The sequence below is a fragment of the Mesorhizobium sp. P2_E7 genome (assembly GCF_056403855.1).
Genome location: NZ_JBFUER010000006.1, coordinates 1 through 23,758 on the forward strand (window position 1 = coordinate 1; position 23,758 = coordinate 23,758).

General features: G+C 63.7%; 22 protein-coding genes. 7 read left to right on the plus strand and 15 right to left on the minus strand.

Annotated features, from left to right (window positions below; genetic code table 11):
• Positions 1 to 55 precede the first annotated feature (55 nt).
• The gene (locus AC1DYC_RS25620) at positions 56 to 871 is read right to left on the minus strand and encodes a CDP-alcohol phosphatidyltransferase family protein (protein WP_477288171.1); all 816 of its coding nucleotides are present in this window, start codon (positions 869 to 871) and stop codon (positions 56 to 58) included.
• Between the two features lie 3 nt (positions 872 to 874).
• The gene (locus AC1DYC_RS25625; RefSeq protein WP_477410556.1) at positions 875 to 1,573 is read right to left on the minus strand and encodes a phosphatidylserine decarboxylase; all 699 of its coding nucleotides are present in this window, start codon (positions 1,571 to 1,573) and stop codon (positions 875 to 877) included.
• 254 nt (positions 1,574 to 1,827) lie between these two features.
• On the opposite strand from AC1DYC_RS25625, the gene AC1DYC_RS25630 reads away from it, so the two are divergent.
• Together AC1DYC_RS25630 and AC1DYC_RS25635 are read left to right on the plus strand one after the other, a co-directional pair.
• Positions 1,828 to 2,517, plus strand: coding sequence for a lysozyme inhibitor LprI family protein (locus AC1DYC_RS25630; protein WP_477410557.1), 690 nt, complete (start codon positions 1,828 to 1,830; stop codon positions 2,515 to 2,517).
• Positions 2,518 to 2,608: 91 nt separating this feature from the next.
• Positions 2,609 to 3,481, plus strand: a complete 873-nt coding sequence (locus tag AC1DYC_RS25635) for an SMP-30/gluconolactonase/LRE family protein (protein WP_477410558.1) — start codon at positions 2,609 to 2,611, stop codon at positions 3,479 to 3,481.
• Here AC1DYC_RS25635 and AC1DYC_RS25640 read toward each other — a convergent pair.
• The 4 genes from AC1DYC_RS25640 to AC1DYC_RS25655 all read right to left on the minus strand — a co-directional run bounded on the left by AC1DYC_RS25640 (position 3,460) and on the right by AC1DYC_RS25655 (position 8,178).
• Positions 3,460 to 3,807, minus strand: coding sequence for an antibiotic biosynthesis monooxygenase (locus AC1DYC_RS25640; protein WP_477410559.1), 348 nt, complete (start codon positions 3,805 to 3,807; stop codon positions 3,460 to 3,462). The genes AC1DYC_RS25635 and AC1DYC_RS25640 overlap by 22 nt on opposite strands.
• Positions 3,808 to 4,072: 265 nt before the next feature.
• Entirely contained in the window at positions 4,073 to 5,953 is a 1,881-nt protein-coding gene (locus AC1DYC_RS25645; RefSeq protein ID WP_477410560.1) for an ABCB family ABC transporter ATP-binding protein/permease, read from the minus strand.
• A gap of 23 nt (positions 5,954 to 5,976) precedes the next feature.
• On the minus strand, positions 5,977 to 6,312 hold the full coding sequence (locus AC1DYC_RS25650; protein ID WP_477410561.1) for an ArsR/SmtB family transcription factor: 336 nt from the start codon (positions 6,310 to 6,312) through the stop codon (positions 5,977 to 5,979).
• Positions 6,313 to 6,540: 228 nt separating this feature from the next.
• On the minus strand, positions 6,541 to 8,178 hold the full coding sequence (locus AC1DYC_RS25655) for a LysM peptidoglycan-binding domain-containing protein (RefSeq protein ID WP_477410562.1): 1,638 nt from the start codon (positions 8,176 to 8,178) through the stop codon (positions 6,541 to 6,543).
• A 125-nt stretch (positions 8,179 to 8,303) separates the two neighbouring features.
• On the opposite strand from AC1DYC_RS25655, the gene AC1DYC_RS25660 reads away from it, so the two are divergent.
• The gene (locus AC1DYC_RS25660) at positions 8,304 to 8,915 is read left to right on the plus strand and encodes an LOG family protein (RefSeq protein WP_477410563.1); all 612 of its coding nucleotides are present in this window, start codon (positions 8,304 to 8,306) and stop codon (positions 8,913 to 8,915) included.
• 94 nt (positions 8,916 to 9,009) lie between these two features.
• On the opposite strand, the gene AC1DYC_RS25665 is transcribed toward AC1DYC_RS25660, so the two are convergent.
• A complete protein-coding gene (locus AC1DYC_RS25665; protein ID WP_477410564.1) occupies positions 9,010 to 9,894 on the minus strand; it encodes a LysR substrate-binding domain-containing protein in 885 nt (294 codons plus the stop codon).
• A gap of 111 nt (positions 9,895 to 10,005) precedes the next feature.
• Here AC1DYC_RS25665 and AC1DYC_RS25670 point away from each other — a divergent pair, with 111 nt between their 5' ends.
• Complete coding sequence (locus AC1DYC_RS25670) at positions 10,006 to 10,296, plus strand: muconolactone Delta-isomerase family protein (RefSeq protein ID WP_112624347.1); 291 nt, start codon at positions 10,006 to 10,008, stop codon at positions 10,294 to 10,296.
• A gap of 112 nt (positions 10,297 to 10,408) precedes the next feature.
• On the opposite strand, the gene AC1DYC_RS25675 is transcribed toward AC1DYC_RS25670, so the two are convergent.
• Positions 10,409 to 12,541: a trypsin-like serine peptidase gene (locus tag AC1DYC_RS25675; protein ID WP_477410565.1), complete on the minus strand. Its 2,133-nt coding sequence runs from the start codon at positions 12,539 to 12,541 to the stop codon at positions 10,409 to 10,411.
• A 4-nt stretch (positions 12,542 to 12,545) separates the two neighbouring features.
• The gene (locus tag AC1DYC_RS25680) at positions 12,546 to 13,655 is read right to left on the minus strand and encodes a trypsin-like serine peptidase (RefSeq protein ID WP_477410566.1); all 1,110 of its coding nucleotides are present in this window, start codon (positions 13,653 to 13,655) and stop codon (positions 12,546 to 12,548) included.
• A 523-nt stretch (positions 13,656 to 14,178) separates the two neighbouring features.
• Here AC1DYC_RS25680 and AC1DYC_RS25685 point away from each other — a divergent pair.
• The 3 genes from AC1DYC_RS25685 to AC1DYC_RS25695 all read left to right on the plus strand — a co-directional run bounded on the left by AC1DYC_RS25685 (position 14,179) and on the right by AC1DYC_RS25695 (position 18,131).
• Positions 14,179 to 15,855 (plus strand): c-type cytochrome, encoded by a 1,677-nt coding sequence (locus AC1DYC_RS25685; protein ID WP_477410567.1) that lies wholly within the window; start codon positions 14,179 to 14,181, stop codon positions 15,853 to 15,855.
• Between the two features lie 40 nt (positions 15,856 to 15,895).
• Entirely contained in the window at positions 15,896 to 17,002 is a 1,107-nt protein-coding gene (locus AC1DYC_RS25690) for a GNAT family N-acetyltransferase (RefSeq protein WP_477410568.1), read from the plus strand.
• Between the two features lie 130 nt (positions 17,003 to 17,132).
• Positions 17,133 to 18,131 (plus strand): transporter, encoded by a 999-nt coding sequence (locus AC1DYC_RS25695; RefSeq protein ID WP_477410569.1) that lies wholly within the window; start codon positions 17,133 to 17,135, stop codon positions 18,129 to 18,131.
• 71 nt (positions 18,132 to 18,202) lie between these two features.
• Here AC1DYC_RS25695 and AC1DYC_RS25700 read toward each other — a convergent pair whose 3' ends face one another.
• The 6 genes from AC1DYC_RS25700 to AC1DYC_RS25725 form a co-directional block, all read right to left on the minus strand.
• Positions 18,203 to 18,889, minus strand: coding sequence for a glutathione S-transferase family protein (locus AC1DYC_RS25700; protein ID WP_477410570.1), 687 nt, complete (start codon positions 18,887 to 18,889; stop codon positions 18,203 to 18,205).
• A gap of 10 nt (positions 18,890 to 18,899) precedes the next feature.
• On the minus strand, positions 18,900 to 19,829 hold the full coding sequence (rarD, locus tag AC1DYC_RS25705; protein WP_477410571.1) for an EamA family transporter RarD: 930 nt from the start codon (positions 19,827 to 19,829) through the stop codon (positions 18,900 to 18,902).
• 313 nt (positions 19,830 to 20,142) lie between these two features.
• Positions 20,143 to 21,759, minus strand: a complete 1,617-nt coding sequence (cimA, locus tag AC1DYC_RS25710) for a citramalate synthase (protein WP_477410572.1) — start codon at positions 21,757 to 21,759, stop codon at positions 20,143 to 20,145.
• A gap of 46 nt (positions 21,760 to 21,805) precedes the next feature.
• Positions 21,806 to 22,765 carry a prolyl aminopeptidase gene (gene pip, locus AC1DYC_RS25715; protein ID WP_477410573.1) on the minus strand — a complete coding sequence of 320 codons (960 nt, stop codon included), beginning with the start codon at positions 22,763 to 22,765 and terminating at the stop codon, positions 21,806 to 21,808.
• An 8-nt stretch (positions 22,766 to 22,773) separates the two neighbouring features.
• Positions 22,774 to 23,250: a GFA family protein gene (locus AC1DYC_RS25720; protein ID WP_477285889.1), complete on the minus strand. Its 477-nt coding sequence runs from the start codon at positions 23,248 to 23,250 to the stop codon at positions 22,774 to 22,776.
• On the minus strand, positions 23,247 to 23,738 hold the full coding sequence (locus AC1DYC_RS25725) for a GFA family protein (protein ID WP_477410574.1): 492 nt from the start codon (positions 23,736 to 23,738) through the stop codon (positions 23,247 to 23,249). The genes AC1DYC_RS25720 and AC1DYC_RS25725 overlap by 4 nt, the downstream gene beginning before the upstream one ends.
• Positions 23,739 to 23,758 lie beyond the last annotated feature (20 nt).

Sequence of the window (23,758 nt, forward strand, 5' to 3'; positions counted from 1 at the left end):
GGGGCAGGACAGAGGGGGGTTGTGAAGGAACTCGACCGAGCGTGGCTGCGCGACTCTACCCGATATCCGAAGGCGGGACCTTCTCACCCTCGCGCAGGGCGCGTTTCGAATAGGCGCGCACGCTGAACGGCAGGAAGATGAGATAGCCGGCGACTGAGGCGGTCAGCGTGTACCAGGGATAGGTCATCAGCAGCAGCACGTAGAGCACCACCGCAAGGATGATCGGCAACACCTTGTCGCCCGGCACTTTCAGGCTTTTGCCGGAGTAGACCGGCAGCCGGCTGACCAACAGGAAGGCGACCAGGATGGTGAAGCCGCTGGCGACGAAGGCGGCGGTACGGCTGGGCTCAACGCCAACGCGCAGGAACGACAAATAAAGCGGCAGCATGACCAGCACGGCGCCTGCCGGCGCCGGCACGCCGACGAAATACTCACTCTGCCAGATCGGGCGATCGTGGTCTTCATCGAGCACGTTGAAGCGCGCCAGTCTTAAGCCGCAGGCGATGGCAAACAGCAGCACCGCGATCCAGCCTGGCGATCCCGCGCGGTCGAGCAGGAAGGCATAGAGCACCAGCGCCGGGGCGACGCCAAAGTTGACGATGTCGGCCAGCGAATCCATCTGCGCGCCGAATTTGGACGTCGCCTTCAGCATGCGCGCCAGGCGCCCGTCTATGCCGTCGAGGAAGGCGGCGAGCAGCACCATCACCACTGCCGGCTCGAAACGGCCTTCGAAGCCGAAGCGGATACCGGACAGGCCGGCACAGATGGCAAGCACGGTGACCAGATTGGGCAGCACCATGCGCATCGGGATTTCGCGGATGCGCGGGCCGCCGCTGCCGTGAGCCTCGAACTTTTTGAACGGCGCGCCCACCGCTTACGAGATCCTGACGAGCGGGGTTGCGGCGATGCCGCCGAATTCGGCGAGCACAGTTTCGCCGCCGACCGCCGTCTGACCGACGGCGACACGCGGCACGGCGGTCGAGGGCAGGAAGACGTCGACGCGCGAGCCGAAGCGGATCAGCCCAAAGCGTTCGCCAATGGCGATCGAGCCGCCGGTCTCGGCCCAGCAGACGATGCGGCGTGCCACCAGGCCGGCGATCTGCACGGCGGCGACGGTGCCGTTGGGGCTGTCGATGACCAGCCCGTTGCGCTCATTCTCCGAACTTGCCTTGTCGAGTTCGGCATTGAGGAATTTGCCCGGCCGGTGCTCGATTTTGGTGATGCGGCCACGCACCGGGGCGCGGTTCACGTGGCAGGAAAAGACGTTCATGAACACCGAGATGCGGGTCATCTCGGTGGAACCGAGGCCAAGTTCGCGCGGCGGCACGGCCGGCCCGACCGCTGAGATGATGCCGTCGGCCGGGCTCACCACCAGCCGGTCGTCGACCGGCGTGATGCGCTCGGGATCGCGGAAGAAATAGACGCACCATGCGGTCAGGATCAGGCCGATCCAGAACAGCACCGAGGAGAAATAGCCGAGGAACAGCGTGCCCGCGCCAAAGGCGGCAATGAACGGATAGCCTTCGCGGTGGATCGGAACGAAGGCATTCTTGACCGAGTCGACGAGGCTCATTGGATGGAGCTCATGGGATGGGGGCAGTCCCTGTTTCAGGTCCGGCCTCAATACCGGAAAGGCTCCGTCGTCGCAACGCAACATTGGGCAAGGCCGCGTCGGCCACAGCCGGCAGCAACGGCGACGTGCTTGCCTGTCGGCGGCTTTGCCGGCAGAATTCCAGCCACCGCTGGTTCAGTGCGCGGCGAAAAGGCCGACCGCCCATGATGCCGAAATCAGGGAAAGCGCCGCTCACTGCCACGCGATTGGCAGCGATGGTTGCTGTTTTGACCGCCCTTTTGGCAACGAGCGATCCCGCAGCGGCGCAGGGCAAGCCATCCTTCGACTGCGCCAAAGCCGCCAGCGTGGCGGAAAAGGCCATCTGCGCCGACCCGGTTCTGGGGCAAGCCGATGCCGATGTGGCGAAGGCCTATGCCGCGGTGCTAAAGACGCTCGATGCTCATGCCGGCAAAGCGCTGCGGGACGACCAGAGCGATTTCATCGCCTATCGCGACCAGATCGCCGGCTTCAACGAAAACACACCCAAGGAACAGCAGACTTTCGACCTCGGCGAATTCCTGCGCGACCGGGCGACCTTCCTGGCCGGCATCCGCAAGCCGTCGGATGCAGGTTTGATCGGCACATGGAGCAGTGTCCGTGGCACGGTCGAAATCAAGGCCGCAGGCGCGGGCAAGCTCGAGATTTCGGCAGAGATTGTCACCAACCCCGTGTCGGGAAGCGGTGCGTGCGACATCGGTGGCACCGTTGAGAAGGGCAAGACCTTGCGGCTGGTCGACACCGACGACAATGACAAACCGACCGGCTTTGTCTTCACCGTTCGCCGCGACGGCGATGCGCTTGTCGTCGAGCAGAGCGGCACCGGCAAGGATGACAGATCCGAACCGCCATCCTGCGGCGCCAACGGCCATGCCGACGGAACGTTCTTCCTGAGCGAAAAACGTTAGGCTTGCTGTCGGGGAGACACCCGCTCGCCCGTCCTTGGTGAGACGGCGCCGACCTTTGCCATGACGGCGCTCCAACAAGGAGTGTCCTCCAATGCAGAACCAAACGCATCTCGTTGCCGCCGGCCTCGCTTTCGGGGAGTCGCCGCGCTGGCATGACGGACGCCTTTGGGTCTGCAATTGGGGCACCGGCGAGATTGTCGCCGTCGAGGCCGACGGCAAGAGCGAGGTCGTGCTCACAATACCGGCCGTCCTCCCCTATTCGATCGACTGGCTGCCGGATGGGCGGCTGCTGGTCATCTCGGGGCGCGAGGGTCTGCTGCTGCGGCAGGAGGCGGATGGAACGCTGGCCACTCATGCCGATCTTCGATCGCTGTCGAAAAGCCCGTGGAACGAGATCGTCGTCGACGGGCGCGGCAACATCTATGTCAATGGCGGCGGACCGGCGCCGGCGCCGGGAGAGCATTTCGGCCCGGGCAGCATCGCTCTGATCATGCCGGATGGCACGATCCGGCAGGTAGCCGAGAGCATCGCCTTTGCCAATGGCATGGCGGTGACGCCGGATAACAAGACGCTGATCGTCGCGGAATCGCATGCCAACCGGCTGACCGCTTTCGACATCGCTGCCGACGGCAGCCTTGCCAACCGCCGCGTATGGGCCGATCTCGACGGCTTTCCCGACGGCATCTGCCTCGATGCCGAAGGGGCTGCCTGGTATGCAGATGTGCCCAACAAGCGCTGCGTGCGGGTGCGCGAAGGTGGTGAGGTCCTGCAGACTGTCAATGCCGACCGCGGCTGCTTTGCCTGCATGCTGGGCGGACCCGACGGCACGACACTGTTCATCGTCGCCGCCGAATGGCGCGGCTTCGAGCATATGGTCAGCGATGCCCGCAGCGGCCAGGTGCTGAGCGTCGAAGCGCCTGCACCTGGCGTCGGCTGGCCCTCTTACAGTTCGGGCAGACGCTGATAGTTGGCGATGTCGGCCTTCACGCCCAGCCGGGCGATGGTCTCCTGCGGGTTGAAGCCCGCCCTTTCATGCGCCGCCTTGACGATCGGCACGACATTGTCCACCGCCGCCTGGTTCTCCCATTCGACAATGGTGACGAGGTTGAATTCGCCCGGCCCCGAAAATTGCTCGAGCACGAAATCCTGCACGAAGCCTCGTTGCACGCGCAGCAATTCATGCGTCACCCTGACCTTGCGAAGGATTTCCTCGCGCGCCTGGGCGGGGACGACGAATTTGTCGACCCGGAACACGGCTGCATCGGCAAGCTGTTGATTGAGTTGGTCCATTCCAATCTATCTCCGTTCTTGAACGACTTGGGTTCGGTGGCTCAGGAACGGGTTTGCGATCTCAGCTTAGGTTGAGGTCAAGAGGGAATTTTCGCATGGCGCGTTCTTCCCTTCTCCCCCTGTGGGAGAAGGTGGATCGGCGCACAGCGCCGAGACGGATGAGGGGTGTTCCAGCGGAGTGAGGCGTTGGCGTTCCCTGGAACACCCCTCATCCGTCGCCTGCGGCGACACCTTCTCCCACAAGGGGAGAAGGGAAAGCGCCGCGCTAGCTCACCTCCGAAGTGCGCCTGCGCACAATAACCCCCAACTCGTCGCTCTCGCGTGCAATCCGCAGCCTCTCCTCGGCTTCTGTCGCCTCGCGCTGGCGGTCCCACATCGAGGCGTAGAGGCCGTGTTTGCGCATCAGCTCGGCATGGGTGCCGCGTTCGGCGATCTGGCCGTCCTTGAGCACGATGATCTCGTCGGCGGTGATCACCGTCGACAGCCGGTGCGCGATGACGATGGTGGTGCGGCCCTTGCTGACCAGGTCGAGGGCTGCCTGGATTTCCTGCTCGGTGTGACTGTCCAGCGCCGAGGTCGCCTCGTCGAGCATGAGGATCGGCGGCGCCTTCAAAATCGTGCGGGCGATCGCCACGCGCTGCTTTTCGCCGCCCGACAGTTTTAGCCCGCGCTCGCCGACCATCGAGCGGTAGCCCTCGGGCAACCGTGCGATGAACGGGCCAATCTGGGCGAGTTCGGCTGCCTTCTCGACATCCGCCTCGCTGGCGCCGACGCGGCCGTAGCGGATGTTGTAGGCGATGGTGTCGTTGAACAGCACGGTGTCCTGCGGCACCATGCCGATCGCGCCGCGCAGGCTCTCCTGCGTCACGTCACGGACATCCTGGCCGTCGATCAGCACCTGACCGCCCTGGACATCGTAGAAGCGGAACAGCAGCCGCGAAATGGTCGATTTTCCGGCGCCCGACGGGCCGACAATGGCCACCGTCTTGCCGGCCGGCACCTCGAAGGACACGCCCTTCAGGATCTTGCGGTTGGGATCATAGGCAAAGTGCACGTCGCGGAACTCGACCTTGCCGGCCGAGACGGCGAGCGGCCTGGCATCGGGCTTGTCGGTGATTTCTTGCGGCACGTCGAGCAGGTCGAACATCTGCTCGATGTCGGTCAGCCCCTGGCGGATTTCGCGATAGATGAAGCCGATGAAATTGAGCGGCACCGAAAGCTGCACCAGCATGGCGTTGATGAAGACGAAATCGCCGACGCTCTGCGTGCCGGCCTGCACCTCCAGCGCCGACATGCACATGACGATGACGGTGCCGAGGCCGAAAATGATGCCCTGGCCGAAGTTCAGCCAGCCGAGCGAGGTCCAGATTCGGGTCGCGGCCATCTCATAGCGCGCCATCGAACGGTCGAAGCGCTCGGCCTCCATGCCCTCGTTGTTGAAATATTTGACGGTCTCGAAATTGAGCAGCGAATCGATCGCCTTGGTGTTGGCGTCGGTGTCGCTGTCGTTCATGTCGCGGCGGATCGAGATGCGCCAGTCGCTGGCGCGGACCGTGAACCAGACGTAGAGCCAGACGGTGGCCGCAACCACGACCACATATTTCCAGCCATAGGTGTACGCGAAGATGCCGGTGGTCAGCGCGAATTCGAGAATGGTCGGCGCCGTGTTCAGCATGATGAAGCGCACGATCGTTTCGATGCCCTTGGTGCCGCGCTCGATGATGCGCGACAGGCCGCCGGTGCGGCGCTCGAGGTGAAAGCGCAGCGACAGCTGATGCATGTGGACGAAGGTGCGGAAAGCAAGCTGGCGCACCGCATATTGGCCGACGCGGGCAAACAGCGCGTCGCGCAGCTGGTTGAAGCCGAGCTGCACCAGCCGAACGACATTGTAGGCGACGACCAGCATGACCGGCGCCAGCAGGAAGGACGGCAAAGGCGGCGGCGATTTGGCGTCGCCGGCCAGTGCATCGGTTGCCCATTTGAAGAAGTACGGACCGGCGACCAGCGTCAGCTTTGCGACGACCAGAAGCAGCGTCGCCCAGGTGACGCGGGCTCTCAGATCAGCGCGATCGGCCGGCCACATATACGGCCACAGATTGCGCAGTGTGCTGAAGGTCGAGGTGTCGGAAACGGTTTTTTCTGCCACTTTTCTTGCCTTTTGGGTGGGAGTCAGCGGCCGGAGCAGCAGGAATTGACGAGCGCGGTCAGCGATGCAGAAACATCGGCGAGCGCTGCGCGGTCGACTTCATAGCGCGAGCGCTGGCGGTCAGGCTGGAAGCGGACCAGGCCGGCCTCGACCAGGATCTTCAGATGCTGGGAAACGGTGGACTGCGCCAGATCGAGATGGTCGACAACCTCGCGGCAGCAGCAGGACTTGCTGGCCGACAAATGTTTCAGGATCTCGATGCGCGCCGGGTGCGAGAGCGCCGCGAAGCGAGCGGCGACGGCGCGGCTGGCGGGCGGTGCGCAGTTTGCGTGATCTTGTTCAGAGAGGGAGTGGGCCATCGTTCATCGGCGATAGACGATGAACGGGTGCAGGGCAAGCTAACCCGATGGGTAGAGTGCGACTAGTCTCCCCCCTTGAGGGGGAGATGTCGCCGAAGGCGACAAAGGGGGTCGGTACGTCCTGACGCGACGTCGTTTGCAGCGAAGAGAAGGCCAGCGATTGACGCGCGGCGACCCCTTCTGGCCTGCCGGCCATCTCCCCCTCAAGGGGGGAGATTAGCCAATCACTTACTGCGCCTTCACCGGCGCCGTCGTCGCTTGCTCGCCCATGGCCTTGAGGTCGGCGGCTTCGCCTTCCTTCGACTTTTCCGGAACCTTGAAAACCTGTCCCGGCCAGATGCGGTCGGGATCGCTGATCTGGTCCTGGTTGGCGAGATAAATGGTCGAGTAGCGTACGCCATGACCATAGACCCGCCGCGAGATCCGCCACAGCGTGTCGTTGCGGCGGATGATGACGGCGCCGTCGGCATGTTCGAGTTTCGGCGCCACCGTCTCGGGCACGTCGGGTGTTGCCGCCGCGACGACAGCCGGAGCCTCGGTAGCGGGCGCTGCCGGGGCCTCGGCAACCACCGGGGCTGGCGCTTCGGCCGCAGGAGCCGGTGCAGGCTCGGCCGGGGCAGCCGCGACCGTGGCCGGCGCTGCAGGGGCCGGCGCAGCCGGAGCTTCGGCAGCAGCCGGTGCGGCCGGCTTCGGTTCAGCAGGTTTTGCGTCGGCCGGCTTGGTCTCTGCGGGCGCCACAGCTGCGACCGCTTCGCCCGGTTCGCGCTCGAACGGCACGGCGGCACGCGCCACCACCTTCACGCCGTCGGCATCGAGACCGTCGACATGGATGGTGTAGCTGCCGACCGGGATGTCGCGCGTCGCCTCGACCAGGAAATGACCGTCGGGAGAAGTCGTGGCATCGCCGAGCAGGATATCGTTGGCATAGGCGCGCACCTTGCGGCCGGCATCGGCGAGACCGGCAACGAAGATCTTGTTGCCGTCGATCTCGACCGCCTCGACGACGATCTTGGGTTCGGCCACTGCCGCAGCCGGCGGCGTTGCTGCCGGGGCCGGTGCCGCCGGAGTTGCTGCGGCATCCACGGCGGCCGGGGCGGCCGGCGCAGGTTCGGCCGGGGCGGCAGGTGCCGGTGCGGCGGGCGCCTCGGCGGCCGGAGCCGCGGCCTGATCGCCGGTGGCCGGCGCCGCAGGCTTGGTCTCGGGCGCCGGAACGGTCAGCAGTTCAGCCGGCTTGCCCGGCTCCTCGACCATCGCCAGCACCTGGCCGGCTGCGTCCTTGGGAACCGAAACGACGGCGGTCTGCACCGAAGGCGTAACCACATCGCCGGTCGTCGAGCGCAGCGCAATCGTATAGTCGCCGGGCTTCAGCGGATCGTCGAGAACGATGACAAAGGCACCGTCCGGACCGGCGACCGTCGAGCCGAGCACTGTCGAGCCGTTGAGGATCTCGACCTTGGCATTGGGCGCGGCATTGCCGGCAACGACGATCGAGCCGTTGCTTTCGACGCGCACAACATCGAAGCTCGGCACAACCGGGCCGGCCGCGGCCGGTGCTGGAGTTGCCGGGGCAGCAGCGGGCGCGGCAGGTGTTGCCGGAGCGGCTGCTTCTGTAGCGGGAGCCGTCGCGTCGGCGGGCGCCGGTGCCGGCACAGCCTTGGCATCGGTGGGTGCAGCAGGCGCTGGCGGCAGCCTTCCCTCGGTCCCCGAATCGGCTGGCTTGTCAGCCGGCGGTGTCAGCGACGCAATCTCCGCCGGCGGCGTGGGATTGAGATACGGGTCGAGTGCGCCCGATATATAAGCGGTTCCGATGACCGCGACGGTCCCACCCGCCGCGAACAGAAACGCCTTCAATGGATTAACAGCCATATTTCCCCTGCCCCTTAGCCACCTAACGCCGGTCTAGCGTGTTTTGCCGGAACCGACAAGAAAAAGCCCGGGCTTGTCAGCCTCTGGGGCTTGACCCCGCATTCAGACCCAATCACCAATCACGCATGAACACGATTCGATCCGTCTGCGTCTACTGCGGCTCGTCTCCGGGCCGCGATGAAATCTACGCCAAGGCCGGACACCTGCTCGGCCGCTCGCTCGCCAAATCCGGCCTGCGGCTGGTCTATGGCGGCGGCACCAAAGGCATTATGGGCGCCGTCGCCGAAGGCGCGCTCAAGGCCGGCGGCAAGGTAACGGGCATTATTCCGCGCTTCCTCATCAACAAGGAGGCGACCGAAACCGCGCTTGACCGGCTCGACGAGTTGCTGATCACCGACAACATGCACGAGCGCAAGCACAAGATGTTCGAAAAATCCGACGCCTTTGTGGCGCTGCCGGGCGGCATCGGCACGGTCGAGGAGATCGTCGAGGTCATGACCTGGGGCCAGCTCGGCCATCACCGCAAGCCGATCGTCTTTGCCAACGTCAAAGGGTTCTGGAATCCGATGCTGGCGCTGATCGACCATATGTCGAGCGAAGGCTTCATCCACACCGCGCAGCGGGTCAAACCCCTGGTGATCGAAGACCCCGAAGCCATCGTCGCCGCCATCATGGTGGCGGGCTCGTCGGTCGATGCGCCGACCGAGGGTGTGCAGTCGGTGATTGATAAGATGTGATGGGTTAGGCAGTAGGGATTGGGCAGTAGGCGTTGTGTGAGGTGCCGCGAGCGCCACCCCTACTGCCTACTGCCTACTGCCTACTGCCTACTGCCTACTGCCCTACTGCCCCCCTCAACTCCGCAATCACCGCCCGCTTGTCCTGCCGCCGCCAGGCCAGATGGATCGAGACGTTGCGTTTGAACCACGGCAGGTCGCGGAACACGATCCCTGACGGTGCGGCGCTTTGCAGGCTTGCCTGCACCGTCGCCAGGCCGAGCCCGGCGCTGACCAGGCCGAGCGATGTCAGGGGATCCGCCGTCTCGTAGGCGATGTCGGGCATGAAACCGGCCTCGATGCAGGCGGCGAGGAACTGGCCGCGGTTGGAGTCGGCGGGCTGGCGCACCACGGTGATCCAGGTGCGGCCGTCGAGATGATGCGGGCGGATGTCGGCAACGGCGGTAAGCGCATCGCCCTCGGGTATCGCCAAAACCAGCGGCTCCCGCCGGACCAACGTCGAGGCAATTTCAGGATAGTTGGCCGGCGGCGGCGAATAGACCAAGCCGAGATCGAGCGTACGTTGGCGCAGCCCCTCGAGCTGGGCGGCCGAGCGCAGGCTCATCAGGCTAAGATGCAGCCGCGGCCGGTCGCTGCGGAATTGCCGCAGCATCCGGCCGACCAGCCCGGCATGCACCGCGCCCTCGACGTAGCCTATGGCAAGGCGGCCGGCGGTGCCGGCTGCAAGGTCACGGCCGAGCGCCTCCAGTCGACCGGCGCCCGCGAGAAGCGCCCTCGCCTCGGCAAGAAAGGCCTGCCCCTCGGCATTGAGGTGAACGCGCTGCTTCGCCCGCTCGAACAGGGTGACGCCAAGCTGCGCCTCGAGCTGCATGATCTGGCGGCTGAGCGGCGACTGCGAGATATGCAGGAGTTCGGCGGCACGGCCGACAGTGCCTGCTTCGGCGACAGTGACGAAATAGCGGAGCTGGCGCAGGTCGAACATTCTTTCTCCAAGGCTTTAAGTCCCATTGGGTCTCAACTTTAGCCTACTCAGTCTTGGACAGTCTGGCCAGCGGCAGCAATAATTTGAGCATCGCAACCATAGGAGACCGCCATGCAGTTCTTTGCCCTTCTCACCCGCAACACCGAAAAGTTCAGCGACGCCGACTTCGCGCCCCTTTTGCCCGGCGAGGCCGAACAGCGCCGTACGCTCTATGCCGAGGGTGCGGTGCGCCAGGTGTGGAACCGCGGCGACATTCCGGGCAGCGGCATGATGTTCGAAGCCGGCAGCGACGCCGACGTGCGCGGCCATCTCGCCACTCTGCCGCTGGTCAAGGCCGGCATGATGGACATCGCCGCAGTGGTGCCGCTCGCGCCCTACCCCGGGTTTGGGCCCAAGCGCTGAGACGTCCGCGCAACGTCGGTTATCGCGACGCTACCCTATGCAGCGCGACACGCGTATTCTGGTTCAGTGAGCTCAATTTGGCGGTGCTCGCCCGCCGCCAGCCGCTTGCTGCTCACAGAAATGCGCGCAATTTCGGCGCCAGCCCCGCATAGTCGTTTGCGATCTCCTCAAGCATGCGCCGCAGGACGCCCGCAAGAGAACACTGGTTCAATATCGCTCGCCAAAGGATCTTTGGTTCGGCATTGGCATTCAGGCTGCCAAGCTGCAAGCCCGCGGTTTCAGCGGCATACAGAGCCATTTGCGGCGGAATCACCAAAAGCAACTTCTCGAGCTGAACGGGCTCGGGAAGGCTCCAAACTATCGGCACATCGTCAACTGTCCAACGCTTGACTGGAGCCTCCGGCTTCGGCGGTGCCGGTTGCGCGATGGTGGGCAGCAGACCGGCGTCCCAATTGCCCAACCATGAAGGCCGCGGGTCTGGACGCAGGCCAATTGCGTACTCCCAGACGTAGGGGTCGCGGGCAAACTCCCATACGGCTTGTGCCATGCCGGAGCCCACTTCTGATCTATGCGTATGGACGCCGATCGCATAGCCGGTGCCGAGGTCGATCACCGGTCCGCCGGCAGAGCCCGCGGCGGATGTGCAATCGTGTATCAAAGCCGGAACACCCGCCGAGCCCGGTATCTGGCCGATCTGAAGCGCTTTGCCGGGCTGGACGAGCAATCCGCCCGACTGTTCCGTCGCGGCAAAGGACAGCAATGCGACCGGGCGGCCGGCCAGTTGGGAGGGTAATTGTGCTGCAAGGTTCAAAGCGCCGGTCCCCTTGGGCGGCCGTTCGACCTCAAGCAAAGCGAGACTGAAGAAAGGATGAAGGAACTTGACGCCAACTACGGCTGCAAGCGCGGACTTTGGCTCCCGACCCAGCGCGTCGCTGAAGTCGATCGCCACCTTCGCGCCCGGTTTGAGGGTTGCGTGCGTTCCTGTGCCATCGACAAATCCGGTGAGTCCGAAAGACGCCGTCAGGGCCAATCTCTCACCAACCAGAAACGCCGTCCCTCGCCAATCGTCCTGATCGACGTCGGTGAGCAGTTTGCCTACCGATCGTAATGCAAGGTCGATTCGCGGCTCGTAACTTTTCAGGACATCCTTCCACTCGCCGTCGGCCGCGCTCAACCAGGATTGGGCAGGCAGAGCCGGTCTGCCGGCTCCAAATATGATCGCCTCAAGCGTGGCGGTTTGGGCAGGTTGAAGCGACCTGCTACGGTCAGGCACGATGATCGCCTCAAGGTCGTCAATCGATTGTTCGTCAATGGTGCCGCCTGCGGCCAGCTTTGCCATTGCGGCTCTGGCGGCAGTCATGGGTTCCGAGAGGCTCGGCACTGATGTTTCAAGCCCGGCATGATTTGAATCAGAGGAAGGCGGGTCATGCGGCCCCGGCGTTGCTTGCTTGGCTGCGAACAGGACGCCGGATTGGGCAAAGCGCGGATCCAGGTCAAGCGCTGCAGCCGGGATGGCATAGTTCTTTGAGAGGAACACGCCGGCGAAATGAATTCCAACAACCGTGCCCGAAACAATGTCGACAAGCGGTGCGCCGCCACAGCCGCCCGTGGTCGTGCAATCGTGAATCAGTACGTCCGACGAGCCGGCACCACGCCATTTATAGGCCTCGTGCCCCAAAATACGACCGGGAAGCAGCCGCTTGACGTCAACAATGCCGCGAAACAGTTGCTGCAGTTGAGCTGGCTCCGAGCGAGGGTCCCATGCCGGGTAGCCGATAACGGCCACCTGACGGTTTTGCAGCGATTCGAACCCTTCGAGCGAAAGTTTCAACGGTGAGATGCCGGGCGGTAGCTTTGCCCTTACAAGTTCAATTCCACTGATAGGGTCCACATACAAGATATCCTCGATCTTTGCCCTTGGAGCGTTCGACGACTCGCGCTCATGGCCAAAATCGACGAACGCCGACATGCCCTTCTCGAATGAATAGACCCCGTTCTCCTCTACTATTGCCAAGCCGCTCAAAGCCTTGGTCATCAGCAGATCGGGGCCGACGACGAAGGCAGTGCCACTCCACTTTATGGCGGGATGTCCGACGATGTCGACGCGACCCACGGCGGCTATTGCGCTTTCCAGCCGGGTTCTGTTTGCCGGCTCGCCCAACAAGGCCCATGGCATGTTGGGCGCTTCAAACGAGCCGCCGACGATATCGACGGCCGGACGGCCGAAGGGCAGAATGATCGACATCGGCCTATTCCAATCCGAGTTCTTTCAGCGCCGCCGGCTTGTCGGCAAGTTGACGCTTGAGTTCCCCGACAAGGCCGTTGAGGGGAATGCCCTGGTTGAAATTCTTCTCTTTAAGGTTGAAGTCACCGGGCTTGTTCGTTGGTCCGGCGGCATGATGCAAGGCGACAACCCGCCAGTCGCGGTTGAACACCGGCGAGCCCGACGATCCCCCCTCGGTATTGGTGCCATAACGCACGCGATTCGAGTTCTTGGTAAGCTTTGCACTGGAGGGGCTGGCGTATGAAAACTGCACCGGACGCCCGTCGGGATGGCCGACGATGAACACCGGTTCCGCCGGATCAAAGAGATATGTATTGCCGTCCAACTGGTAGCGCCCACGCCGATCCGCACCGGCCGCTTTCGGATCCGGCCCGATGGCCTGCGCAGCAACTGGCTCCGAAAGCCGCACGAGGGCGAAGTCCCAAGTTCCGGGCGGCGGCCCGTCCGGACCAACCTCCGCACTTACGGCTGCATGCTGGCTGCTGGCGACCAACCAATCTGCCGCGAAGCTTACCGACCGTCCGGCATTCTGAACGCCGAGCGGCGAAATACTGTTGTCGAAGACAGCGACGCCGCCCACAACCCCCTTTTCCACGACGTGGTAGTTTGTCAACAGCAGGCTGTCGCCTACGAGGAATCCGGTGCCTTTGGCGTGCCCCCCTATGTCTATGCGCGCGGTTCGCACCTCGGCTTCAGCCAGGCGTGTCCTGAACTCCGCGGGATTGGCAAACCCAGCGGCAGCGTTGACGATCTTCTCAAGGCCGGGCGATGCCAAAGGTTTGGCTGAAGCCTCGTCGCTGCTCCAAATATCGACGCTCGATGGCAGCAACGCCAAAGTGGCCAATGAAGGCTTTTTTCGTAGTGCTGCCGCGGCAAGCGACCCTTCGTATCCCTTGATCAAGTTCAGGAGCGCTGGGTGAAGGGCAGCAAGGGCTGGATCTTTCAGCAGTTCGCTGATCAACGATGGCATGCGGTCCGAAAGGCGAGCCTGTTTCAGCAGGCTCGCGACAATCAGCCTTGGCGTCTGGGCGAAGTTGATTGCCCCACCATCCAGTCCGATGCTGTCGGCGAACATCTGAAGTTCAGCACTCGAAGGGAATGCGGTTGCAACCAACTGGGCCGCGGTCCTCGTCTCATCCCGAGCGAAGTCCAACGGAAGGTCTTCGAACCAAGCAGCCACTGCCTCTCCCCCAAGCTAAAAGCTCTTTATTCCCCTAACGCAATACACGCCCAAGAGTACCTTTTGTCTAGTCGTGTAAGTATGCTCTTAATATGAAAAGATTCACGCCTGCTGGGAACGCGGCAAGGCCGCGATGATGAATGTCACGGCATAGTGTCGTTTGCCTCAATCCGGATCACAAACAAGTTCGACTGGCGGCATCGGCGCCGTTGGCTGCCACCGATGATACATCTCGCCAAATGGAAGACCCCGCATCCGCCATCCGGATACCCGCATCGAAGGGCCATCGCCAAAATTCCTGCCTTTTTCGACAGCTATTAACCGAGCTGCTCCAGCGCCTGTTAAGGAATGACGGGCAATAATGCTTCCGGGATATTGTACGCGTCTGGCGTGCGATGCGACTTTGAGCGGTTGGTCTTTGCGACGCACTCGTTTCCTGCTGATTGCTGCAGCACTGCTTGCCGTCGCGGCTGGAGCCGTCGTGGTGGCGCTGCCTGCGCTCACCTCGTTTGCCGCGACCTCCGACCGCTATCAGGCGCTTGTGCCGTCGCTGAAGAGCGAGACGGATCGCGGCGTTGCCTATTTCGCTTTTGGGGATTTCTCGGCCCTGACGTCGGACACGCTGAAAGTCTCGGCGTCGCCCTGGAAGCTTGCGACGGCGGCGCTGGCGCTCAGCTCCGTCGACGGCAAGCTCGATCGCCTCGCCGAGGTGGACCTCGCGGCGCTCTATCGTCAATTCGGCTTCCACACCCCCAAAACCATCGGCAACTGGCCGTCGCATTTGCCGCCGCCCAGTTTCGAGACGCCGCTTGGGCAGAATATCGGCTTTGGCGGCCGGTCGCTGCCTCCGATCGGCGCGACGATCGGCAATGTCGGCTGTCCGGCCTGCCACTCCAGCGTCATGTACGATGCCTCCGGCAATCCCGACACCGGCCGGGTCTGGCTCGGCGCGCCGAACAGCTCGATCAACCTGGAGGCCTATACGCAGGCGCTCTACACCGCATTCAGCGCCTTCGGAAACAAGCCGGACCTGCTTATGAATGCCGTGCAGCGTCTTTATCCCGAGACCCAGTGGCGTGAGCGGATGACGCTGCGCTATTTCGTCGTTCCGCAGCTGGCCAAGACCCTTGCCGAACGCCAGGCTTCGATCGGCCGGCTGCTGCCGTTTCGGGCGTCGCTGGCCGGCGCCACCAATGGGCTGGATTCGCTCAGGAGCCGGCTCGGCTTGATCCCTGAAGGCAAGCTCGTGCCCGAGAGCGTTTTCAATTCGGTGCCCGATCTCGGCTCGCGGCTGTGGCGCAGCAAATTCCTCAATTGCGGCAACTACGCCATCCCCGGCGTCGACCATAACAGGACAATCCACGCCGAAGACATCACGCCCGAACATCGTCGGGAACTGGCGGCGATCATTTCCTATTTCACCGTTCCCAGCATGGGCGTCACCCCCGAAGTTGCGGAGACCTCGATCGGCCACGCTTTCGACATTACCGGCTGGATGAGCCAGTACACACCACAGCCATTTCCCGGCCGCATCGACAGATCGCTGCTGCCGCGCGGCCAGGCTGTCTTTGCCCAGCACTGCGCCTCGTGTCACGGCGCCTACGGCCAGGACATTGAGCGCCCGCATCTGATCAGCTTCCCGAACTGGGAAGGCGAGATCGGCACCGATCCGCAACGGCACAAACTCTTGGGCAAAGCGGTCGCCGATGCGGTGAACGGGTCGCTCTATGGCCGCTACATCGACGCCCGCACCGTGACCACCTACACGGCGCCGCCGCTGACCGGGCTGTGGTCCAGCGCGCCCTATTTCCACAATGGCAGCGTGCCGACGCTCTGGCACCTGATGCACCCGGGCCAGCGGCCCAAGCGCTTCAGCGTCGGCGGCCACCGGCTCGATCTCGACAAGGTTGGCATCGCCGGCGTCGACGACGGCACAGGCGGCTGGTCTCAGCCCGCAGACTACACGCCCTGGTCCATTCCCGCCGAGATCGACACGACGGCGTTCGGCCTCGGCAATGGCGGCCATGAGACCGAGTTCGCGCCGCTTGGGGAAGACGACAAGGCGGCGCTGCTCGAATATTTGAAGCTGCTGTGAGGCGCGCGATGCGAGCACACCGGCCAGGGAGACAAATGCCATGCCGGTGACACTCAAGGAGCGCGACTTCGAATCCTTCTTCGCAGCTCCGTTCGAGGCCTATGGCGAGAGCTCGCTCTATGTCTCGCCGATGAAGGGCGATCTGAAGCGTTTCCTGTCGGCGACGGAAAATCCGCTGTTCAGCAGGGACGACGAGATCACCTACTTCACCGCATTTCGCGACGGACGTCCGATCGGCCGGATCACCGCGCATGTGCACGGCGCATCCAATACTCAGTATGGCTGGAACCGCTGCTATTTCGGCTATTTCGACTGCGCCGACGACGCAGAGGCGGCCGGGCTTCTGCTCAAGGCGGCCGAGGATTGGGGACGGCGGCGTGGCCACGCCGAGATCATGGGCAATTTCAACCTGACGGCGATGCAGCAGATCGGCGTCCAGACCAGCGCGTTCGACAAGGCGCCTTACACCGACCTGATCTACAGCCCGCCGCATATTGCGCGGCTCTTGGAGGAAAACGGCTACCGCCCGGAATTTCCGATGACGACGTTCGAGCTCGATCTCAAGGGGGCCGCCCCGCCCGAGATCGGTCCGAAGCAGCAGGCGATCCTCGACAACCCCGACTTTGCCTTTGCGCCGTTGACGCGGGCCTTGGTGCCGCAACGCATGGAGGACGCGCGGCTGATCCTCAACGCCTCCTTCGCCCAGAATCCTATGTTTGTGCCAGTGAGCCACGAAGAATTCCACTTCCAGGCGCGCGACATGAAGTGGGTGATGGATCCGCGCATTTCGGCCGTGCTCAATTATCGCGGCGAGCCGGCCGCCTGCATCATCTGCATCCCGGACCTCAACCCGTTCCTGCGCAAGACGCGGTCGAGGATCGGGCTGACGACGCCCTGGCATTTCCTGATGCACAAATTCACCTGCAAACGCGCCGTGCTGATCTTTTCCGGCGTCAGACCCGATCTGCAGGGCCAGGGCGTGAACCCGGTGGTGCTGCGCCGCGTCGTGCTGGCGCTCAAGGCCGCCGGCTATGAGACGCTGGGCAACACCTGGATAGGCGACAGCAACAAGGCCAGCCTCGCCCAGAAGCAGAAGTCCAATGCCAGGCCGCTGCATCGCCTGCATCTGTTCCGCAAGGCTTTGTAGCGTCGCTGATCGACAGACTGTGATCGGCTGTCAAGAAACTGTCACACGAAACCCGGCGCGCCCGTGTTAGGAATAGCTTGCCGGCATCCGCGCGCGGCGTGGTCGAAATCTGTATCTGGCGAGGCGAGCCGTGAACATCGCTCTCAACGCGGAAGGCACTCCCCTGTCGCCTTACCTGCCCGACGAGCACGGGCTGTTCTTCATCTACCATTTCACCGCTGACGGCCTGCGCACCAAGGACGCGGCTGAGGCGCAATGGACATGGCGCAGCTACCAGCTGTCCGACCTGCGCGCCCGACGCGAGATCGCCGCCGAGCAGGCTTTGCCTGCGCCGGTTCGCGAAGCCTTCCTCGGCGCCAGCCAGGGCTGCCATATCGATCTTGAGGACGATTGGCTCTATGGCGACCTGCCGGACCTGCGCCACGACTATTCGGCGGAGGCACGCGGACTCGGCCATTTCCGTTTCGCCCTCAACGAAAAAATGCTGATCGGCGCGCGCAAGCAGCCGCTGGAATCGGTCGATCTCGTGCGCAAGACGGTCGAGAGCGGTTCGCGCAAATTCCGCTCACCGGCCGACCTGATCGAGGCGGTCATGGGCCAGTCGCTCGACGGCATGGCGGCCGAGCTCCATGGCCTTGGCCATACGCTGGACGGCATCGAGGACCGTATCGTGCGCGATGCCTGGCACAGCGAGCGGCAGTCGCTGGTCGAGGCGCGCCGTCAGCTCGTGATGATCCATCGGCAGATGGCGACGCTGACAAACCTGTTCCGCCATCTCGACCATTCGCATCGCAACGAACTGCCTGACCCGATCAACGACATGGCGACAAGGCTGTCGCACCGGGCGCACACGCTCTACCACGACGGCGAACAGCTGCAGGCGCGCACCAGGCTGCTGCAGGACGAATTGATGGCCAAGCTGACGATGCAGTCGAACCAGCTGCTCTATGTGCTGTCGGTCATGACGGCGGTGCTATTGCCGATGACCATCATTTCGGGCCTGTTCGGCATGAATGTCGGCGGCCTGCCGCTGGTCAACACGTCGATGGGGTTCTGGGTGGTGACCGCGGTTTCGGTGGTGATCGCGGCAGCGACCTATCTGTTCGTCAGGCGGCTCGGGCGGATGTAGCCGCCCGGCCAATCTCTTTGCTTTCACGTAATTCCGGACGGAAAACCGCTACACACTTTTCCTGGAATTCATCACGCCGTGGCGCGAAGATCCTCGATGACGGTGCCGGCGGCAGCGACTTCCGCCTCATGGTCCGGCTCCCGCCAGGTCTCGGCAAGGCCAGCCGCATACCATTCCTGCATTGCCGGCAGGCCAAGCAATTGCGCGGGATAGGCGGCGGCCGCACCCTCGAAAGTGAGCCCATAGGACTGGACGCGGAATGCCACCGGGGCAAAGAAGGCGTCGACGGCGGTGAAATGGCCGCCGGCCAGAAACGGTCCGCCGAAGCGGGCAAGGCCGTCGTTCCACAGATCGCCCAAACGGAACAGATCCTGCCTGAGCGCAGCCGACATCGGCAACGGTTCTACGCTGATTCCGCAATTCATCGGGCATGCGCCGCGCAAGGCGGTGAAGCCCGAATGCATTTCGGCGGCGGCCGAACGCGCCCAGGACCGTGCCCTGGCTTCGGCCGGCCACACACCATGATGGCGCTCCGCCAGATATTCGGCGATGGCAAGCGAATCCCAGACAGCCCAACCGTCATCGACCAGGCAAGGCACGCGGCCGCTCGGCGAAAACGACCGGAAGAGATCGAAGCTGGGCCCGGTCGGGAACGGCGTCAATCGCTCCTCGAACGGAATGTCGAGGGTACGCATCAGCACCCATGGCCGCAGCGACCATGACGAATAGTTCTTGTTGGCAATGTGCAGCACGTACATGGACGTCTTCCTATTTCGCGGCCGAAACCGCCGGGCGGATTTCACGGCCACGGAACATCGACCAGGAATACATCGCCAGCGCCGTCCAGATCAGCGCGAAGGCAATCGCCTGCGTGGTGCCGAAGGGCTCGTCGAAAGCAAGCACGGCGATCAGGAACACCATGGTCGGCGCGATATATTGCATGATGCCGATGGTGGAGAGGCGCAGAAGCTTGGCACCGAAGGCGAACAGAAGCAGCGGCACGGACGTGACCGGGCCGCAACCGATGAGCAGTGCCGTATCGGTGGCGTTGCCGGAGATGAAATGGTCCTGGCCGTTGGCGATCAGGAAAATGATGTAGCCAAGTGCGGGCACCGACAGCAGAAGCACTTCGAGCAAAAAACCCTGGCTCGGGCCGATCGGCAGCGTCTTGCGGAAGAAGCCGTAGGCGGCGAAGGAAAAGGCCAGCGCCAGGGACACCCAGGGCAGTTTGCCGGCATCGACCGTCAGCACGGCAACGGCAATCGCCGCCAGCACTACCGCCGCGATCTGCAGCCGGTCGAGTTTGTCGCCGAGCACCAGCGCACCGACAACGATGACGACCAGCGGGTTGATGTAGTAGCCGAGCGCGGTCTCGACGGTGCGGTCGACCGAGATCGCCCAGACATAGATGGCCCAGTTGATCGAAATCAGCGTCGCCGTCAGCGCCGCCATGCCGATGCTGCGCGGCGAGCGGATCGCCGCCTTGAAATCGGCAGTCCGGCCGGCCCAGACCAACACGCAAGCGGCGATCGGCACCGACCAGACGATGCGGTGTGCGATCACCTCGATCAGCGGCAGATGCGCGACCGCCTTCATGTAGAAGGGCAACAGCCCCCACAACAGATAGGCGCCGAGCGCCAACAGGAAGCCGCTGCGGGCTTTGGCGTCGGCATCGGACTGGGTTGTTTCGCTGACCATGGGCCAAGGCTATGGCCCAGCGCGGTGCTCAAAACCATACCAAATTGCTGATGGATCAATGGATTTTTTCTGATGGGTGAAGGGTGAGGCGCAAGTTCCTCGCCCCACGAAGTGGGGAGAGGTGGCCCGGCGAAGCCGGGACGGAGAGGGGCAGCGCCGCGGCTGCGAGCTGATGCTAAGGTTGATGACAGGGGCCGTTTCCGCGCCCTGCCTTCACCGGCTCTGGCTTCGCGGAGGTCGTCCCCCCTCTCCGTCCCGGCTTCGCCGGGCCACCTCTCCCCCGCTGCGCGGGGGCGAGGAAAGGGCGGCGGTGTCACTCCGCCGCCACCAGCCCAGCCATCTCGCGGTTCTTCATCAATTTGTAGACGATGGAATCCATCAGCGCCTGGAAGGAGGCGTCGATGATGTTTTCCGACACGCCGACCGTCCACCAGCGAGCGCCCGTGCCGTCATGCGACTCGATCAGCACGCGGGTGATCGCCTCGGTGCCGCCATTGAGGATACGCACCTTGAAGTCGGCCAGCTCCATGTCGGCGATCTCGCCCTGGAACTTGCCGAGATCCTTGCGCAGCGCGATGTCGAGCGCGTTGACCGGGCCGTGGCCTTCGGCCACCGACATCTTCTCCTCGCCCTCGACCATCACCTTGACGATTGCCTCGGAGACCGTCTTCAGCTGGCCATTGGCATCGAAGCGGCGCTCGACCATGCAGCGGAACGAGGTGACGTTGAAGAACTCCGGCAGCCCGTGCAGCATCTTGCGCGCCAAGAGCTCGAAAGAGGCATCGGCACCTTCATAGGCATAGCCTTCGGCCTCGCGTTCCTTGACCACGGAGATCAGCGCGTCGAGCCGATGATCGTCCTTCGGCACATCGATGCCGCGCCGCTTCAGCTCGGCGAGGAAATTGGCCTTGCCGCCCTGGTCGGAGACCATGACACGGCGGCGGTTGCCGATAGCCTCGGGCGGCACATGTTCGTAGGTCGCCGGCTCCTTGGCCAGTGCCGAGGCATGGATGCCGGCCTTGGTGGCGAAGGCGGAAGCGCCGACATAGGGCGCCTGCGGCTCCGGGGCGCGGTTGAGCAATTCGTCGAAGGCGCGGGAAAGACGCGAAATGCCGGTCAGCGCCTCGGCCGAGATGCCCGTTTCAAAACGATCGGCAAAGGCCGGCTTCAGCGCCAGCGTCGGCACGATCGAGACCAGATTGGCGTTGCCGCAGCGTTCACCAATACCGTTCAGCGTGCCTTGGATCTGGCGCACACCGGCCTCGACGGCGGCGAGCGAATTGGCCACCGCCTGGCCGGTATCGTCATGAGCATGGATGCCGAGATGATCGCCCGGAATGCCTGAAGCGATGACCTTGCCGACGATGGTGCGCACTTCCGAGGGCTGCGTGCCGCCATTGGTGTCGCACAGCACCACCCAACGCGTGCCGGCATCGTAGGCTGTCCTGGCGCAGGCCAGCGCGTAATCCGGATTGGCCTTGAAGCCGTCGAAGAAATGCTCGCAATCGACCATCGCTTCCTTGCCGGCGGTGGTCGCCGCTTCGACGGAAGCCTTGATGGACTCGAGGTTCTCCTCGTTGGTGCAGCCGAGCGCGACACGGACGTGATAGTCCCAGCTCTTGGCGACAAAGCAGATGGCGTCCGACTTCGACTGCACCAGCGACGCCAGCCCGGGATCGTTGGACGCCGACACCCCTGCCCGCTTGGTCATGCCGAAGGCGACGAACTTTGCCTTCGCCGTGCGCTTCTGCTGGAAGAAGGCGGTGTCGGTCGGGTTGGCGCCGGGATAGCCGCCTTCGACATAGTCCATGCCGAACTCGTCGAGCAGCTTGGCAATCGCGATCTTGTCCTCGACGGAAAAGTCGATGCCCGGCGTCTGCTGGCCGTCGCGCAATGTGGTGTCGAAGAGATAGAGGCGTTGCTTTGTCATGGCTGCGCGGGTGCCTGCGCACCCTCCTCTGGCCCGAAGGCCGATGTCATTTCTTTCCCGCGAACTTGTCCGTTGCCCTGATCAGCTGATCGAGTATCCCCGGCTCCGAATAGGAATGGCCGGCGCCTTCGATGAGGTGGAAATCCGCCTTCGGCCAGGCCTTGTGCAGGGCCCACGCGTAGCGCGCCGGGCACGGCATGTCATAGCGGCCGTGGACGATGGTTCCGGGAGTATCCGCGAGCTTGTGCGCATCGCGCAGCAATTGCCCTTCCTCCAGCCAGCCAGCGTGGACGAAATAGTGGTTCTCGATGCGGGCAAAGGCGATGGCGAAATCGTCCTCGCCGAACTTGTCGCTGGTCTCCGGCTCCGGCAGCAAGGTGATCGTCTCGCCTTCCCACAGGCTCCAGGCAAGGGCGGCTTCCATCTGCGCCTTGCGGTCGGAGCCGACCAGCCGCTTGCGGTAGGCGGCCATCATGTCGCCGCGCTCGGCTTCGGGGATCGGTGCCTGGAAACGCTCCCACTTCTCGGGGAACATTTCGGAGACGCCGAACTGATAATACCATTCGAGCTCGGCGCGGGTGAGCGTGTAGATGCCGCGCACAACAAGCTCGCTGGCGCGCTTCGGATGCGTCTCGGCATAGGCGAGCGCCAAGGTCGAGCCCCAGGAGCCGCCGAACACCAGCCATTTGTCGAAGCCGCACATTTCGCGCAAGCGTTCGATGTCGGCGACCAGATGCCAGGTGGTGTTGGCCTCGAGCGAAGCGTTGGGTGTCGATTTCCCGCAGCCGCGCTGGTCGAACAGGATGACGTCGTAGAGTTTCGGGTCGAACAGCCGCCGATGCTTTGGCGAGAAGCCGCCGCCGGGACCGCCATGCAGGAAGACGGCAGGCTTGGCGCCCTTGGTGCCGGAGCGTTCCCAATAGATCTGGTGACCGTCGCCGACATCGAGCATGCCGGACGCGAAGGGTTCGATCTCGGGATAGAGGGTGCGAAGTTCACTGCTCATTTCATTGCTCATATCTGCAGGCCGTGTGCCGGCCAGTCCGTGGTTTCGTGGTCGGGATGCTGGAAGGAGATGATCTGTTCCTGGCGGGTGTAAAAATCCGGATCCTGGTGGATGGGCTGGTCGAAGATGGTCTCGACCCAGGGCAGCCGTACCGCGTAGTTGACCTGGATCTGCGGCGCCAGATCCGAGCGGTCGTCGAAAGCGCCGATGGCGATCTCCAGCGCGCCGGGCTGGCGGTAGGTCAGCGGCGTGCCGCAGCGGGCGCAAAAGCCGCGATCGATGTTGACCGACGACTGGAAGTAGGTCGGCTCCTCGCGCACCCATTCCACGCCATCCCTAGGCACCGTCACCAGTGCGCCGAAGAAAGAGCCGAACTGCTTCTGGCACATGCGGCAATGGCAGATCGACGGGCGGCCGAGCTTGCCCTTGATGCGGAAGCGCACGGCGCCGCACTGGCAGCCGCCGGTTCTGATATCATCGGTCATGATTTTTCCTCTGGCGGCCATTGTTCGGTGTCGTGGTCGGGATGCTGGTAGGAGACGAGTTCGGCGAGATAGGGAGCCGACGACATGTCGGCCATCGTGTCCTCGCCCGGCAATTGCGGAAGGGTGTCGACATAGGGCAGCTTTGCCTCGGTGCCCCACTGGGCTACCGGCACGATTTCTGCCGGATTGTCGAACGCCCCGATGGCGAGGCCGACGCCATCGGGCGCGGTAAAGGTCAGCGGCGTCCCGCAATTGGCGCAAAAGCCGCGATCGACATGGCTGGACGAGGCGAAATATTTCGGCTCGCCGCGCGTCCAGTCGAGCTTGGCGCCACGCACCGAAACCAGCGGCGCGTAGAAGGCGCCGAACGCTTTCTGGCACATGCGGCAATGGCAGATCGAGGCGTCGCCCAATGTACCTTCGACGCGGAAGCGCACCGCGCCGCATTGGCAGCCGCCGGTGTAGATGGGCCGGTTATCGAGGCTCATCGCGTCTCACTCCGTTTCAT